Source organism: Paenibacillus sp. IITD108 (assembly GCF_036541265.1).
In the GTDB taxonomy this organism is placed as follows: Bacteria; Bacillota; Bacilli; order Paenibacillales; family Paenibacillaceae; genus Pristimantibacillus.
Window position 1 is genome coordinate 17,442 of sequence record NZ_JAZHCT010000025.1, and the last position, 15,652, is coordinate 33,093.

The window sequence follows — 15,652 nt, forward strand, 5'->3', positions numbered from 1 at the left end:
TACTTGGAAAAAAGACCTCGCTGCCGAGGCAGAAAGGTCATGTTATCCAGCATTTATTCTAGGAAATCCTTCAATCGCTTGCTGCGGCTAGGATGACGCAGCTTGCGCAGCGCTTTCGCTTCAATCTGACGGATACGCTCGCGTGTAACACCGAATACTTTGCCAACCTCTTCAAGCGTTCTTGTGCGGCCATCATCCAATCCGAAGCGAAGTCTCAGCACATTTTCTTCACGCTCAGTCAAAGTATCCAGCACATCCTCAAGCTGCTCTTTCAGCAGCTCATAAGCTGCAGCATCAGCCGGGGCTAGCGCCTCCTGATCTTCGATGAAATCGCCTAAATGCGAATCGTCTTCTTCGCCGATTGGCGTTTCAAGAGAAACCGGTTCTTGAGCGATTTTCATAATTTCACGAACCTTCTCCGTGCTTAGCTCCATCTCTGCAGCAATTTCTTCAGGAGTCGGTTCGCGTCCAAGCTCTTGAAGGAGCTGTCTGGACACGCGAATCAGCTTGTTGATGGTTTCAACCATATGAACGGGAATACGTATCGTACGCGCTTGGTCAGCAATTGCGCGAGTGATCGCCTGGCGAATCCACCAGGTCGCATAGGTACTGAATTTAAAGCCCTTTTGATGGTCGAATTTCTCAACCGCTTTAATTAGCCCCATATTACCCTCTTGAATCAAATCCAGGAACAGCATTCCACGACCAACGTAACGCTTGGCAATACTTACTACTAGTCGCAAGTTAGCTTCAGCCAATCTTCGCTTTGCTTCCTCATCGCCATTTTCGATTCGAATTGCAAGTTCAATTTCATCATCGGCAGAAAGCAATGGAACCCGGCCAATTTCTTTTAGATACATCCGAACGGGATCGTTAATTTTAATGCCTGGCGGAAGCGCCAAATCATCATCAAAATTAAATTCATCCTGCTCCCGCTCTTGATCATCATTCGGCCTGCCAAGCGGATGCTCCTCTTCGCTTTCGTTTTGAACCTCGATGCCAAGATCGTCCAGCTGCTCGAAAAATTCATCGATTTGCTCTGGATCCTGGTCAAACGGAGACAGCTTCTCCATAATTTCTTTGTACGTTAGTGTTGATCGTTTTTTGCCTTGCTCAATGAGCTGATCCTTGACACGATCTAATTTTAGTTCAGTATCCAGTTCAGTATGTTGATCATTCGCCATCTTCCGACTCCCTCCTCCCTAGATGCGTTAATCAGGTCAACCTTTTAACTGTTGCTCTAGGGTTATAATCTCGCTTAACATTTTTGCTGCCGTAATGGCATCGCCAGCTCGCTCTGCCCGAATCATCTCTTCTTTCTTTTGCTCGATGATGCGTAATTGAGGCACTTTTATAATTTGTTCTACAAATTCTTCCATTATATCCTCATCAAACGGCATATCGCCGTCCATCATTAAAATGGAAGCTGTCACTTGCTCCAGCCGTGCATCGTGCAGCGTCTCCATAAAGCGGGCAGCGTCGGCTTCATAGCCTTGTGCGTAATAAGCATATAAATAAGCAGCAATTGCTGCATGATCAGCTACATTAAACGCATCGTTAATGCGTTCATGCACTGTTTGTGCTACATCACGATCTCGAATCATTACGTGAAGCAATCTACGCTCAGCGTAAGTATATGCGGGCATTAAGACAGGTCTATCGCTTGTACGCCGGTTTTCATTCCTACCATTATTCCACGAATTGTCGTTATTATCCCTTTGCGGATTGTTTTTTTGCCTTTCAAGCCGCAATTGATGACAATCCTGCTTCAAAGCATCTAGCGAGATATCAAATTCTTTGGAAAGCTCCTTCAAATAAATTTCTCTCTCTGTAGACGTCTCGACATCAGCAATCGTTTCGATCGCTTCCATCAAGTAGTTTTTTCTGCCCTCTTCATTTAACATTATATGGTTTTTCTTTGAATATAGTAGCTTGAATTTTGTAACAGAAACACTATCGTCAAGGGTAGTCCGCAAAAACGCTTCTGCACCATATTCGCTAATATAATCATCCGGGTCTTTGCCTCTGGGCAGCATCGCAATCATAACCTTCAAACCGGCGGCTTCTAAAAGTGGAATGGACTTTAAAGCTGCTGCTTGCCCGGCATCATCGCCGTCATAGCATACAATAACTTCCTGTGCCTGCCGTTTCAATATAGCGCAATGCTCTTCCGTCAGCGCGGTACCCATCGTTGCAATGCCATTGCTTAGTCCAGCATGCCAAGCTTTAATGACATCCATATAGCCTTCAAACAAAACGGCTTGCTTTCTTTTTCTAATGGCTGGCCTTGCCTGGTGCAGATTATAAAGCGTGCGGCTCTTTGTAAACAGCTTCGTTTCAGACGAATTCAAATATTTGGGTTGACCTTCTCCTATTATTCGTCCGGCAAGCGCAATAGCGCTGCCGTCGCGGTCATGTATTGGAAATATGATTCGACTGCGAAATCTGTCTACATAGCCGCTGCCGTCCTGCTTGGCAGCTACAAGGCCGTATTTTTCCATCAGCTCCATATCAAAGCCGCGTTTGGAAAGGAAACGTGTTAATATATCCCACTCATCAGGTGCATAGCCGATTTGAAACTGACCAATCAGCCGATCGCTCATTCCTCTTTCTTTTAAATACTGCTTCGCCTCAAGCCCTTGCTTGGTGTTATTCAGCACATAGTGATAAAACTTAACGGTCAGCTCATGCGCTTCAATTGCTTTTGTCCGCTCAGGATCCTTGCTTGCAGCCGATCCGCCTTCTGGCGAGCTCCAAGTTACGGGAATGCCTGAATCTTCTGCAAGCACGCGAACCGCCTCAGGAAACGAGTAGCCTTCCATCTCTTCTACGAAGCGAATAACATTTCCGCCCTTTCCACAGCCGTAGCAATGGAAAATTTGAAGCTCAGGCGTAACCGTAAAAGAAGGAGTGTTCTCTGAATGAAATGGACATAATCCTTTCATATATTTGCCGTGCTTCGTGAGATGAACGTACTTCCCAACTGTTTCAACTATGTCATGACGCGCTCTTACCGCATCAATAACCTCCTGTGGAATTTTGCCATAAGACAATAGTTCATCACCTTCATCCTAGTAACACGTAAGTAATATTCGCTAAATTTCCGAGTTCTCCTGCAAGTTTTGCAAAACTTTTGTCAACTTTTGTTGAAATCTTTCTCGATCCTCCGGCATAAGCGGCTTTGGTCCCTTTGTCCGGCCTCCGCCACGTCTGATTTTGGCTTGCACATGCCTGCGCTCCATCAAATAATCAATATTATCATTCGTATATTCCTCTCCTCGAGGCGATATTACTAATGCACCTTTGGCAAGCGCAATACATGCCAGTCCAAAATCTTGCGTCACTACGATGTCGCCTTTGCGGGTTCTGTTCACGATATATAAATCGGCCGACTGATTGCTGCGGTCAACCTGTACAATCTCAACGCCGGCATGATCTGCGAGCCTATGATCGAAAGAAGCAACCATACATACATGAACCGAAAAATCGGCTGCTGCTGATATAATTTCCTGCTTTACGGGACAAGCATCGGCATCAACGATTATAGCAGGGCTTTGCCTACACATTTTAACCACTCTCCATTTGTTCACTTAAGCGGTTATTATATGCCGCAACAATAATGCTGCTACATTATATATACGTGAACACAATGCAAAAATCCTGCAAACAGCTCATTATATCTAGCTGTTATTATATGTCAGGCGACGTATATACTCCATAATAAGACTCGCTGTTTCCTCAACGGCTCGATGAGACACATCTATGACGACACAATCCAGCTCTTTCATAATATCTGCAGCATATTGCAGCTCCTGCTGAATGCGATTCGCGGTTGCATAGGAGGCTGTATTAGGCAAGCCCAATGCTTTAAGCCGTTCCTTGCGAATGACATTCAAATAATTTTGATCAATCGTCAGACCGATAATTTTGGAGCGGGGAATTTCATACAACTGCTTTGGTATTTTGAGCTCGGGCACTAAAGGAACGTTGGCCACCTTATACTTTTGATGAGCAAGATACATCGATAATGGCGTCTTTGAAGTTCTCGACACTCCAACAAGCACAATATCAGCTTTTACAACGCCTGATGTATCTCTGGCATCATCATATTTAACGGCAAATTCAACAGCTTCCACCTTGCGGAAATAATCTTCGTCCAAAACATGGTTGAGGCCAGGCTCCTGCCTCGATTTGCGGCCCGTTCTGACCTCAAGCGTCTCGATGAACGCGCCGAGCAAATCAATTGCCTGAACATGCTCCTGCTCCGAGAGCCTTCTTAAGCAATCACGCAAATCACTTCTTACCAGCGTATACAGCACGATTGCATTCATTTGCTTAGCCTGCTCAATAATGCGCCTCAGCGCATTTTCATCAGTGACAAAGGGTGCTCTCCGTATATCCGCTTGGATAGGATGAAACTGCGCAATAGCCGCTCTCACAACTAATTCTCCTGTATCACCAGCGGCATCCGAGACGACATAAATGATAACTTCAGCATCACTTTTAGGCATCACCCATCAACTCCTGACGATTAAAGTTTGTTTTTACCAAACTAGCTTGGAGAAGTCGGCAAGCTTTTTAATATCTTGACCGATTGCAAACAGCGTTGCCAAACGATTGCGGCGGATTGCCGCATCTTCAGCCATGACCATTACATTTTCAAAATAATTGGAAATGGCAGGCTTTAAGGAAGAAAGCTGCTTCAGCGCCAACTCCATATCTGTATTTTCAATAGCTGCAACAAAGCCCGGTCTTGCTTCCTGCCATGCTTTATATAGCTCATTTTCTGTCACTTCTACAAACAGGGAAGGATCGATTGCATCGCTTTCTGCTTTGGATGCGAGATTAACGACGCGATTGAACGCTTCAACGATTAGCTTGAATTCTGAACGCTGATCGCCCGAAAGTTGGCTGAATACAGCTGCGGCGCGCTTTGTGATACGACGCAGATCATCGAAACCGACCGCCATTACAGCGTCAATGACGTCATAACGCGCTCCATGCTCTGACAGCCAGTTTTTAATGCGCAGCGCAAGAAAATCTTGCAGATCCTTGCGTATTTCCTCCTGTGTGCGCTTCATTCCGCGCTTTACATGCTCCTTCAAAGCAATCGAGTACAGCTCGCTTAGCTGCAGGTTCAAATTGTATGATAGCATAATTTGAACGATGCCTGCTGCCTGACGGCGCAGGGCATAAGGATCCTGCGAGCCAGTCGGAACGATGCCTATGGAGAAACAGCCCACTATCGTGTCCATTTTATCTGCCAGGCTCACGATCGCTCCTGTCAGCTCTGACGGCACCTGATCGCCAGAAAATCTAGGCATATAATGTTCATTGACAGCCTTTGCTACCGATGGATGCTCCCCTAGCTTAGTTGCATAATCCTCCCCCATGATTCCTTGCAGTTCAGGGAATTCGTATACCATCTGTGATACAAGATCGAATTTGCAAATTTGAGCAGCTCTCACAACATGAGCAGTTGTTTCGGCATCGCAGCCAAGCTGCTCGCTAATCGACTTCGCTACCTCTGTAACTCGTCTTACCTTCTCTGCAATCGTGCCCAGCTCTTCATGATATACGATATTTTCCAGCTTGGATAGTGCATGCTCAATCGTCAGCTTATGATCCTCTTCATAGAAAAACTTGGCGTCGGACAATCTTGCGCGCAATACCTTTTCATTTCCTCTGGCAACAAGATCAATCGATTGCTTATCGCCATTGCGAACCGTCACAAAATTAGGCAACAGCTGTCCCTGTTGATCGAATACCGGGAAATATCTTTGATGCTCTCTCATGGATGTAATGAGCACTTCATTAGGTATGCTCAAAAATGCCTCGTCAAATCCGCCGAACAGCACATTCGGATATTCAACTAGAAACAATACTTCCTCAAGGAGATCCTCTTTAATTATTATCGACCAATTTTTTTCCTTCATTAGGCTTTCAATTTGATCGACAATTAATTTTTCACGCTCGGCAATATCAGCAATAACAAACTGCTCGCGCAGCGCTTCCAAATAATTAACAGGCTCATTAATAACTGCATCCTTGCCCAGGAAGCGATGGCCTCGAGATACATTGCCTGTGGCAACGCCTGTAATATCGAATGGAATAACATCGGAGCCAAGCATTGCTACCAGCCAGCGAATAGGACGAATAAATTTAAGATCATAGCTGCCCCAACGCATATTTTTAGGAAATGACATCGAAGTAATAAGCGCCGGCAAGCCTTCAGGCAGCAGCTGCAACGTATCTACACCGACGCTGCTTATTCTGGCGTATACATATTCAACACCCGCAAGCTCCTGAAAATATAAAGCGTCTGGTTCAACGCCCTGACTTCTGGCAAAGCCAAGTGCAGCCTTGCTCCAATTGCCTGCTTCATCCTGGGCAATTTTACGAGACGGCCCTTTAGCCTCCTCATCGATATCCGCTTGCTTAAGAGCCGTTTCATGAACTAGAATAGCAAGTCTGCGCGGTGTTGCAAAAATCTCCACTTCACCGTGTGCAATACGATGTTCCTCCAGCCACTTCACCATTTTATCTTTCAATTGATTAACCGCGCCGCGCACAAATCTTGCCGGCACTTCCTCAAGTCCAATTTCCAGCAATAAATCTTTAGTCATTTTGCTCCACTCCTTCTTTAAGCAATGGGAAGCCGAGCCGTTCACGCTCTGCCAAATAAGTCGCCGCGCAGCTGCGCGCCAAATTGCGGACTCTCGTGATATAGCCTGTGCGCTCTGTTACGCTGATTGCACCGCGCGCATCAAGCAGGTTGAATGTATGCGAGCATTTAAGCACATAATCATATGCAGGAAATACTAAGCCATGCTCCATTGTTTTTCTAGCTTCTTCCTCATACATTGAAAATAGCGAGAAAAGCATCGCCGTATCCGACGTTTCAAAGGTATATTTGGAATGCTCAAATTCCGGCTGCAGAAACACATCGCCGTACGTAACGCCATCTACCCACTCCAGGTCATATACATTTTCTTTCCCTTGAATATAAGATGCAAGGCGCTCCATGCCGTATGTAATTTCAACGGCTACAGGATTGGCATCAATACCGCCAACCTGCTGGAAGTAAGTAAACTGGGTAATTTCCATGCCATCCAGCCAAACCTCCCAGCCTAAGCCCCACGCCCCAAGCGTCGGAGACTCCCAGTTATCCTCAACAAAACGTATATCATGATCGTTTGCATCTATGCCAAGACGCTTAAGGCTTTCCAAATACAGCTCTTGAATATTGTCAGGCGAAGGCTTTAAAATGACCTGAAATTGATGATGCTGATATAAACGATTAGGATTTTCGCCATAGCGCCCATCCGCTGGACGGCGTGACGGTTCTACATAAGCAACATTCCACGGCTCAGGTCCGATCGAGCGCAGAAATGTCATCGGATTCATTGTGCCTGCGCCTTTCTCAACATCATACGGCTGAACAAGAATACAGTTTTGCTCTGCCCAAAATTGCTGCAGCGTTAATATCATACCTTGAAAATTCATTCCGTCATCTCCTTACCTTCTACTCTATATTTGCTAATACAAGGATTGGCCGGACATTGAGCGGGGTCATGCAGAAAACATAAAAAACCCCCGTCTCTACGCCTACAACCCGGCATAGGGACGAGAGTAACTCCCGCGGTTCCACCCTACTTGGCAATCAATTGCTTACCAATGGCAAGCAACGAATCAGCCCACTTTCACGTTCAAGAACTCCGGAGTGCCATTTCATTGCATTGACGCTGCCAGGCTTGCACCATCCCTGACTCGCTAAATACGTCATAAACAACTACTATCTCCATCATCGTTCAATATATCTATTAGCATATTGTATACATGAACTGTTAGCCTGTCAATTCAATTTGTCCAATTGCTCCAGAAAGGCTCTGGATTTAAGCTGGAGTCCAAGCTGTGCATCGAGCAGAGCACGCATTGCTTTTTTTAGTTCTTGCTTCGTTTCCTCTCTTACTTGAATATTGCCCAGTCTTCGCAAATCCATAAGCCGATACAATTTGAGCAGCTTTTGCGCTCCTTCGCTCAAAGTTACTGCAAATCGGTCATTATGCTGACAGCGCGGGCAAAGCGCTCCGCCAAACTGCACGGAAAGCTTATAGACTGCAGCTTCCTGTCCGCATTGCACGCAATATTCCAATTGCGGAGCATAGCCTGCAAAATCCAATACTCGCATTTCGTAAAGCTGTGTCACAATTGCTGTGTCTTTCTTATCGGACAAGGCTTCCAAATAAGCATTCAACTGTTCAAAATAATAGATGCCCGGCTCATCCTCCTGCAGCGTTCGATCCGTCAGCTCAACTGCGTAAGCAGCGTGGGCAGACAGATCCAAATCCTCACGCAAATCATGGTGAGATTGTATAATCTCACCATGATTGAGCGTGCCAAGCCCTTTCGTTCTAAAGTAAGAGAACTCGCCGTAAGTAAATAGTTGCGCAAGAGAAGAATGTCTGCTCCGCATCTTCTTCGCGCCTCTTATTAACACGCCTACTTTCCCCTGCGACTTCGTTAACAGCGTTACAATTTTATTGCTTTCCCCATAATCCATACTGCGAATTACGATGCCTTCAACCCGATACAACATAAGACGGCTCCCCCATGTCACCGACTCAAGCCCTTATTCAGCAGATGCTACGAAGTATGATCCTCGATACCTATTAGTCCCAACTCATCTGCCGCTTCGCTTGATTCAACCGCTTCACCAACTGTTAATCGTTGTTCCATCTCCTTATATAACATGAAAGACTCGACATCTCCTGTCAATGTAAAATACATCCACGAAAAATTCCGCATTCGTATTCATCCCTTTCGCACTCGGAAATGATAGCTGTGACGATTATAGGATGTGACGATTTGCCCTTTCGTATCCTTAGCAAATATCGACAATTCATGTACAGGAATTGCAATTAACAGCAGCATGACATTATTCATTCATTTATTCATGCTTAAAGCCTAGATCCTTCAGCACTCTTTCTTGATTGCGCCAATCCTTTTTCACCTTTACCCACAGCTCCAAGAAGATTTTTGAACCCAGCAATGCTTCAATATCATGCCGCGCCTTCTGTCCGACCTGCTTAAGCAGCTCGCCTCGTTTTCCGATTATGATTCCTTTCTGGGAATCTCGTTCTACAAAGATGATAGCGCCGATATAGACTACGCCATTATCCTGCACCCGCATATCCTCTATAGCAACAGCAATGGAATGCGGCACTTCTTCTCGTGTCAAATGCAATATTTTTTCTCTTATCAGTTCCGCGCACACAAATTGCTCAGGATGATCTGTAATTTGATCCGCAGGATAATATTGCGGGCCCGGCGGCATATATTTGGTCAGCTGCTCAATCAATGTGTTTATATTGTTGCCGTGCAAAGCCGACACTGGAACAATTTCTGCAAACGGGTAGAGCTCATTATACTGCGCAATAATGGGAAGCAATGCTTCCGGCTCGACTTTGTCGATTTTGTTCATGACTAAAAATACAGGTGTTTTCGTTTTTTTAAGCTGCTCGATAATATAACGGTCGCCGCCGCCAAGCCCTTCGGAAACATCAATCAGAAACAAGGCTGCTTCGACTTCCTTCAGCGCGCTTTCCGCTGTTTTCATCATATAATTGCCAAGCTTTGATTGTGGCTTATGTATGCCAGGTGTATCCAAAAAAACGATTTGTGTATTTTCAGTTGTGTAAACACCATGAATTTTGTTGCGCGTCGTTTGCGGTTTATCGGACATAATTGCGATTTTTTGACCGATCAAATGATTCATCAGCGTTGATTTGCCTACATTGGGCCGCCCGATAATGGCTACAAAGCCAGAGCGGTAACTATCTTTATTATTCGTCGTTGATTGTTTCATTGCTAGCTATGATCCTCCTTGTGTAAATCAGCATTAGTAAATGCTCCCGGCAGCAGCTCTGCAACAGCTGCGCGGGCAATATCGCCCTTCAGGTTGCTCATTATGACCGGCATGCTTGGCGGGCACAGCTCGATAAGCACCTGTCTGCATACGCCGCAAGGCGTGATCGGCATATCAGTATCGCCAATAACCGCAATAGCCGTAAACTGGCCTGGCTTCAGACCATCGGCAATCGCACGGAACAATGCTGTTCGCTCTGCGCAATTGGTAGGGCCGTATGCTGCATTTTCTACGTTGCAGCCGCTATGAATATGGCCGTTTTGATCCAGCAGAGCAGCGCCGACACGAAAGCCTGAATAAGGAACATAAGCTTTCTGCATAACCTCTTTGGCTGCTGCAATCAGCTCCATTTCTAATTTCCCGCCAGCGGACAGTTGCTCGTCTTTACTCATAGTAAGCTTCACTCCCTACCCTTTTACCAGTGACCAGAAAAAAGGCCCGAATAAAATTACACCTGTTATAATAGCCGCAAAAGCGAAGAACAGCACTGCTCCTGCAGCGACGTCCTTCGCAATTTTGGCAAAAGGATGCTTGTCCGGGCTGGCCAAATCAACAGCATGCTCGATCGCTGTATTAATAAGCTCAGCTCCTATTACAAGCGAAATCATCATAATCAAAACGATCCATTCCAAAGGTGACAGCTTGGCGGCGACCGCTAAGCCGCAAGCAAGCAAGGCAGCAATCAGATGAAATTTCATATGGCGCTCTGAACGAACCGCATATCCAATTCCCCAGCAGGCTAGCGCTGCACTTTTCAAAAATTTCTTCATCTATCTCAGTAAACCTGCTTGCTGCAGTACAGCTTCTTGTTTGGCTATCATAATTCGTTCACTGCTTTCATCCTGATGGTCATAACCAAGTAAATGCAGGAAACCATGTACAAACAGGAAGCCGAGCTCGCGCTCCAAGGAATGGCCATACTCTTTGCTTTGCTCAAGCGCGCGTTCTGCAGAAATAATAATATCTCCCAGCATGCCTAGCAGCGGTATGGATTCGGATTCACTCTCTACTTCAAAAATAATATCCAGCTCGCCTACGCCGTCATCCTGCATGGCAAACGATAATACATCTGTCGCGGAATCAATGCCGCGATAATCGCGGTTAAGCGTGCGAATTTCTTCGTTGTCTACAAAGGTAAGCGTTACTTCGCCTTCTGTAATTCCTTCCGCAGCAGCGGCCAGCTCAAGCAATTGCTCAAGACGGGCAATCCACTGCTCCGGAATTTCTACTAGTTGCTGCTCGTTACTCCAATCAAGCTGCAGCTTCATACTATTCATTCTCCTTCGCCGGCTTGGAATCATCCGGATATTCAATACGTGAGTGGAAAATCCCGATTACGCTTTCCTTCAGCGATTGCGCTATTTTGTCCAGCTCTTTAAGCGTCAGGTCGCATTCATTAAACTGGTTGTCGTCGAGCCTGCTTTTAATGATTTTGTGAATCATCGCTTCAACCTGTTCAACTGTAGGGTTATGAAGACTTCTTACAGCAGCCTCCACACAATCGGAAATGCCCACCACCGCTGCTTCCTTTGACTGTGCCTTAGGTCCAGGATAACGATAATCGTCCTCTGTAAAATCAACCTCAAGCCCCTGCTCCTCAGCTTGTTTTTTTGCTTTGAAATAGAAAAACTTCAGCGAGGTTGTCCCATGATGCTGCTCGGCGATATCCCGAATTGGCTTTGGAATATTATGAGCCTTGAGCATTTCGACTCCATCGCGGGCATGCGCTACGATAATCGATTTGCTAAGCTTAGGATCGATAGAATCATGTGGATTTTCAATATTAGACTGATTTTCTATAAAATAATTCGGCCTGCGCGTCTTCCCGATATCATGGTAGAATGAACCGACGCGACACAGCAAGCCGTCTGCTCCGATCGCCTCGGCTGCCGCTTCGGACAAATTGCCCACCATCACACTATGGTGATAGGTGCCCGGCGTCTCAGTAAGCAGCTTGCGCAGCAGCGGATGGTTAGGACTTGACAGCTCTACCAGCTTAAGAGCTGATAATATGCCGAATGAAATTTCGAAAAACGGCATCAACCCAATAACAAGTACGGCTGTAATCAATCCGCTTGCAAATGCAAACGAAATCGAATAAATAAACGGCATTCTATCGAGCTGCTCGGACAGCAGCAGCATCGTCAGCACAGAGAAGGAGCCGAACAGGCTCACCATTATGCCCGCCTTCAAAATCGCAGAACGCTGGCTTGCGCGGTGAATGGTAAAAACAGCTGCCAGTGATATAACGAGAATGAAAAATCCCATTCTAAAATCAAACAAATGGTTCGGGCTCGTATTCAGCACCATACTGCCTATTACCGTAAACACAAATGTGCTTATAATCGCCAGACTCATATCCATCAATAGCGTAATGAGCATTGTGCCAAGTGCGGCTGGCACCAGGAAACCAATATAATACGCTGTTTCTGTCTGTATCAAGGCAACGATTTGCATCAAAATGATAGAAACGAAGTAGATCAGCCAAAGCATAAGCAATTGTGCATTGCTGTACTTAGGCTTAAGGCCGTTTATACTGCCGGATTGGTGCAAGTAAGCATAGATGAGTGCGATCATCATCACGGACAGCAGGAATAAACCGATTTGCGGCCAATAGTGCTTCTTATCCTGAAGCAAATTCGATTCGGACAATAGCTGATAAAGCTCTGTCGTTATCGTTTCGCCGGCTTTTACAATAATATCGCCTTCCTTAATGACTACAGGGGGCGTGTTTTGCTTAGCTTGCTCCTTAGCAGCTTCAGTTGCCTCTTTATCCAAAAACTTGTTAGGCATTATAACAAACCTGGCAAGCTCTTGTACGATCTCGCGTGCTGCGCGGTTGGATAAAGAGCTTGCATTAACAAGCTCTGCTACTTGAGTACGGGCAACCTCAGCTTCCCTCAACGGCTCGGTTGTAAGTTTACGCACAATATCACGTGCAACCTCTCGCATTTCAGACAGCTGCTCGCTGGTCAGCTTAGGCATTTTGTAAAAGGTTTCTTCTGGAATCGTATATTCCTGATCCTTCGTGATCGCTGCCATTTCCTCAAGCAAAGTATCATTATAGGTACCCTTGCCTTTGTTATTATTAACAAAGTTATCGATGTGATAGGCATACTTGCCTGGAATTTCAGAGCGATAAATATCTATTTTATTTTGTACAGTTACCTGATCGTCCATATTCAACTGCTCAATACGGTACAAAATTTGCTCAATCAAGGCGTCATTTTTCAAAGCAACAATAGAGTACTGATTTTCGATTCGGCTGGCAGCTTCCTCTTCCGCTTGTCTCGTTGCTTTATCATCTCTTATTTGGAAGGGAGCCTTTATATCTTTCTCGCTTTTTGTATTTTCAGTAATATCATACGTTTCCGGCAATACATGCGGAGCCAGGCTAAAATAAAACAAAATAATGAACAGCAGAATAATAAGCCACCGTATAGCAGGGCTTTGCCGCCAGCCAACAGAGCGAAGTCGTTTATCGGGTGTTTTACTGCTGTTTGTATCTTGGTTCATGCAGCAACAATTCCTTTCTAGGTTTTGTTTTCAGCATCCCAATTGTATGCTACGATAATTTTTTGAACGAGGGAATGACGAACGACATCCTGCTCTGTAAACTGAACTATGCCGATTTCTTCGATATTGTTTAATATTCTTCTTGCTTCAATTAAACCTGAGTTTTTGCCCCTAGGCAAATCAATTTGGGTCACATCTCCAGTAATGACCATTTTAGAACCGAAGCCAAGACGCGTCAAAAACATTTTCATCTGCTCTGGCGTCGTGTTTTGCGCCTCGTCAAGAATAATAAATGAATCATCGAGCGTTCGGCCGCGCATATAAGCAAGCGGAGCAATTTCAATCAAGCCGCGCTCCATCGCCTTTGTCGTTTGCTCGGCGCCTAGCACATCGTGCAGGGCATCATATAAAGGCCGCAAATAAGGATCTACCTTTTCCTGCAAATCGCCTGGCAAAAAACCTAAATTTTCGCCCGCTTCAACTGCCGGCCTAGTTAAAATAATTTTTTTAACCAGCCCTTCCTTAAGCGCAGCGACGGCGTATACGACTGCCAGATAGGTTTTACCTGTTCCCGCCGGCCCGATTCCGAATACAACATCACATTTGCGGATCATCTTCATATAGTGGCGCTGACCGATCGTACGAACGCGAATCGGCTTGCCGCGATACGTTGTCGTAATCGTCTTGCTAAACAAATCAAGCAGCTCTTCCGCCTGCATCGTACGTGCCAGATCGAGCGCATAAAGAACATCTCTCTCAGACGGCGTATACCCGCCTCTCACAAGCTGCAGCAGCACTGTATACAGCTGCTGGACCGAGTCGACCTCTGCGCCTTCACCGGTAATAACAATTTCTGCTTCGCGTGAAGCAATGGATACTGAGACCTGCTCCTGCACCATTCTCAAATACTTGTCCTGCGGTCCAAATACAGCCAATCCTTCAGCTGCGTTTTCTAGTGTAATTTTTACCGTCTTTGTATCAATCTGCAACAATTCTCAATCTCCCTGCATATGAACTAGTGGCAATTCTTTTACAATTGATTGATCGACCTCAAAAAGAACTTTCATATAAACTTTACCATTGTCTGTCTTTTCATGCAAAACAATTTCATCTACTATAATAGCATCTAATCCGGCCTTTTCCAAAACATCGGCTTTCGCTTGCAAAATTGCCGTGCTCCTTGCTTCTTCTACCGTCAACTCTCTTTCTTCCGTTGCGGTTTCCATTACCGTTTTTTTCAAACGGCCAAATGGCAGCGTGATATTGCGCCACGATACCTGCTCTTCCTTCGTAATCGTCTCCGAGGCATCAAATTTCATGCCGCCAAAGCCGCTTACTTGAAGCATTCTGCTGCCGATAACGAGATGCCAGCTCGTTTTTTTATTGCCGGTATATACTTTCGCCTGCTGCGTCAGCGGCGTCTCAATTGAGTATTCATACCATGCCAGTCCCCTGACTATTCCTTTTGCCACCACGATTTTGGAATTAGTTTCATTGCCTATAATCCCGGATATTAAAGTTTGTCCTTTTTTTACACGACTGTTTTTCGTTACAACCGCCTTGCCGTTTTCTGCAACAATTTGTGTCACAACTGCATCCATGGATGCAACCAGATGACGTGGAGATTGAAGCGGCAGCTGCTCAGGCTTCGTCTGTTCGACAACCTGAATTTTAATTTTGGTGCCTTTCTTTTCCACACCTACCCAGTTCGTATCAGGCAACGCGCTAGTTAGCCGCTTAGAAATATCATTCATGTCATCCAGCCGGTATGACCATTGGAATAACCGGATGCCTTCCTTTTTTGCAGCCTGCAAAATTTGCTCCTCAGACAATCGCTCGTAGCCGACGACCTCGATTTTCCAAACAAGAGAGGATAAAATGAACAGCAGCAAAAAAAACAAGGCTAGTCCACCAGCAAACCATATTCTTTTTTCAGCTCTCGCCAGCATAAAGGGCAGTCCTTTTCTCCCTTTGACCCTCATGCGACAGCCTGTCCGTTTTAAATAAGGCTTAATCCGAAAAAAATCGGACAAGCTTACTTCACAGTAAAGCAGCCTGTCCTTTGACCAGCGCAGCCCCATCAGTCTAATGCCACCCGCCAGCGCTTCGTTAATAAAAGCCTCCGGCGCTTCGCCGCGGACTTGAATCGTTACCTGTCCTTTCATCCAATTCACATTGTCCTGTTTCACTTTACTTCCCTCCATTCTA

The 15,652-nt window shown here is 45.6% G+C and carries 15 protein-coding genes; all 15 read right to left on the reverse strand.

Annotated features, from left to right (window positions below; translation table 11 throughout):
- Positions 1-53: 53 nt before the first annotated feature.
- The 15 genes from rpoD to yqfD all read right to left on the reverse strand — a co-directional run bounded on the left by rpoD (position 54) and on the right by yqfD (position 15,633).
- Complete coding sequence (rpoD, locus tag V1L65_RS20140; RefSeq protein ID WP_331701033.1) at positions 54-1,184, reverse strand: RNA polymerase sigma factor RpoD; 1,131 nt, start codon at positions 1,182-1,184, stop codon at positions 54-56.
- Between the two features lie 36 nt (positions 1,185-1,220).
- Positions 1,221-3,053 (reverse strand): DNA primase, encoded by a 1,833-nt coding sequence (dnaG, locus tag V1L65_RS20145; protein ID WP_331701034.1) that lies wholly within the window; start codon positions 3,051-3,053, stop codon positions 1,221-1,223.
- Positions 3,054-3,095: 42 nt separating this feature from the next.
- Positions 3,096-3,566, reverse strand: a complete 471-nt coding sequence (locus V1L65_RS20150) for a YaiI/YqxD family protein (protein ID WP_331701035.1) — start codon at positions 3,564-3,566, stop codon at positions 3,096-3,098.
- A gap of 114 nt (positions 3,567-3,680) precedes the next feature.
- Positions 3,681-4,511 carry a pyruvate, water dikinase regulatory protein gene (locus V1L65_RS20155; protein WP_331701100.1) on the reverse strand — a complete coding sequence of 277 codons (831 nt, stop codon included), beginning with the start codon at positions 4,509-4,511 and terminating at the stop codon, positions 3,681-3,683.
- 33 nt (positions 4,512-4,544) lie between these two features.
- Positions 4,545-6,626 carry a glycine--tRNA ligase subunit beta gene (gene glyS, locus V1L65_RS20160; protein WP_331701036.1) on the reverse strand — a complete coding sequence of 694 codons (2,082 nt, stop codon included), beginning with the start codon at positions 6,624-6,626 and terminating at the stop codon, positions 4,545-4,547.
- Complete coding sequence (glyQ, locus tag V1L65_RS20165; RefSeq protein ID WP_331701037.1) at positions 6,619-7,506, reverse strand: glycine--tRNA ligase subunit alpha; 888 nt, start codon at positions 7,504-7,506, stop codon at positions 6,619-6,621. Before glyQ ends, glyS begins: the two co-directional genes overlap by 8 nt.
- Positions 7,507-7,855: 349 nt before the next feature.
- Positions 7,856-8,599, reverse strand: a complete 744-nt coding sequence (gene recO / locus V1L65_RS20170) for a DNA repair protein RecO (RefSeq protein WP_331701038.1) — start codon at positions 8,597-8,599, stop codon at positions 7,856-7,858.
- 47 nt (positions 8,600-8,646) lie between these two features.
- Complete coding sequence (locus V1L65_RS20175; RefSeq protein WP_331701039.1) at positions 8,647-8,808, reverse strand: YqzL family protein; 162 nt, start codon at positions 8,806-8,808, stop codon at positions 8,647-8,649.
- A gap of 142 nt (positions 8,809-8,950) precedes the next feature.
- Positions 8,951-9,868, reverse strand: a complete 918-nt coding sequence (era, locus tag V1L65_RS20180) for a GTPase Era (RefSeq protein WP_331701040.1) — start codon at positions 9,866-9,868, stop codon at positions 8,951-8,953.
- 2 nt (positions 9,869-9,870) lie between these two features.
- Positions 9,871-10,320, reverse strand: a complete 450-nt coding sequence (locus V1L65_RS20185) for a cytidine deaminase (protein WP_331701041.1) — start codon at positions 10,318-10,320, stop codon at positions 9,871-9,873.
- Positions 10,321-10,335: 15 nt separating this feature from the next.
- Complete coding sequence (locus V1L65_RS20190) at positions 10,336-10,698, reverse strand: diacylglycerol kinase family protein (protein WP_331701042.1); 363 nt, start codon at positions 10,696-10,698, stop codon at positions 10,336-10,338.
- Positions 10,699-11,196 (reverse strand): rRNA maturation RNase YbeY, encoded by a 498-nt coding sequence (gene ybeY, locus V1L65_RS20195; RefSeq protein WP_331701043.1) that lies wholly within the window; start codon positions 11,194-11,196, stop codon positions 10,699-10,701.
- Position 11,197: 1 nt separating this feature from the next.
- Positions 11,198-13,444 (reverse strand): HD family phosphohydrolase, encoded by a 2,247-nt coding sequence (locus tag V1L65_RS20200; protein ID WP_331701044.1) that lies wholly within the window; start codon positions 13,442-13,444, stop codon positions 11,198-11,200.
- Between the two features lie 17 nt (positions 13,445-13,461).
- On the reverse strand, positions 13,462-14,436 hold the full coding sequence (locus tag V1L65_RS20205; RefSeq protein ID WP_442955707.1) for a PhoH family protein: 975 nt from the start codon (positions 14,434-14,436) through the stop codon (positions 13,462-13,464).
- Between the two features lie 3 nt (positions 14,437-14,439).
- A complete protein-coding gene (gene yqfD / locus V1L65_RS20210; RefSeq protein WP_331701045.1) occupies positions 14,440-15,633 on the reverse strand; it encodes a sporulation protein YqfD in 1,194 nt (397 codons plus the stop codon).
- Positions 15,634-15,652 lie beyond the last annotated feature (19 nt).